Source organism: Paraburkholderia sp. SIMBA_027 (genome assembly GCF_046535315.1).
Lineage (GTDB): Bacteria > Pseudomonadota > Gammaproteobacteria > Burkholderiales > Burkholderiaceae > Paraburkholderia > Paraburkholderia tropica.
The window spans coordinates 1-253 of the sequence record NZ_JAWRWY010001131.1; the positions used below are offsets into that span (position 1 = coordinate 1).

Consider the following 253-nt stretch of genomic DNA (forward strand, 5'->3'; position numbering starts at 1 on the left):
GATCTGGACCGGCAAGGAAAAATTCACGCTGGTCGAGCACGAGGAAATCGTCGAGCGTCTTGCGGCGCGCGATGCCGATGGTGCAGAATCGGCGGTGCTGAAGCATCTCGAACGCTCACGGGCGCTCTATACGAAATAGGCATGCCTGCCGCCTGGGAAGAGGGGCGGCTGCATGCATCGAAGGAGGATCGATGACGGTCAAGAAAATCATCAACAACGGCGCTGACGCCGTCGACGAAATGCTGGCGGGCAT

1 protein-coding gene is annotated in these 253 nt (G+C 59.3%); it reads left to right on the forward strand.

Annotation, left to right across the window (positions count from 1 at the left end; genetic code table 11):
• Positions 1–28 precede the first annotated feature (28 nt).
• Complete coding sequence (locus SB764_RS42655) at positions 29–139, forward strand: FCD domain-containing protein (protein ID WP_410867131.1); 111 nt, start codon at positions 29–31, stop codon at positions 137–139.
• Positions 140–253: the final 114 nt, after the last annotated feature.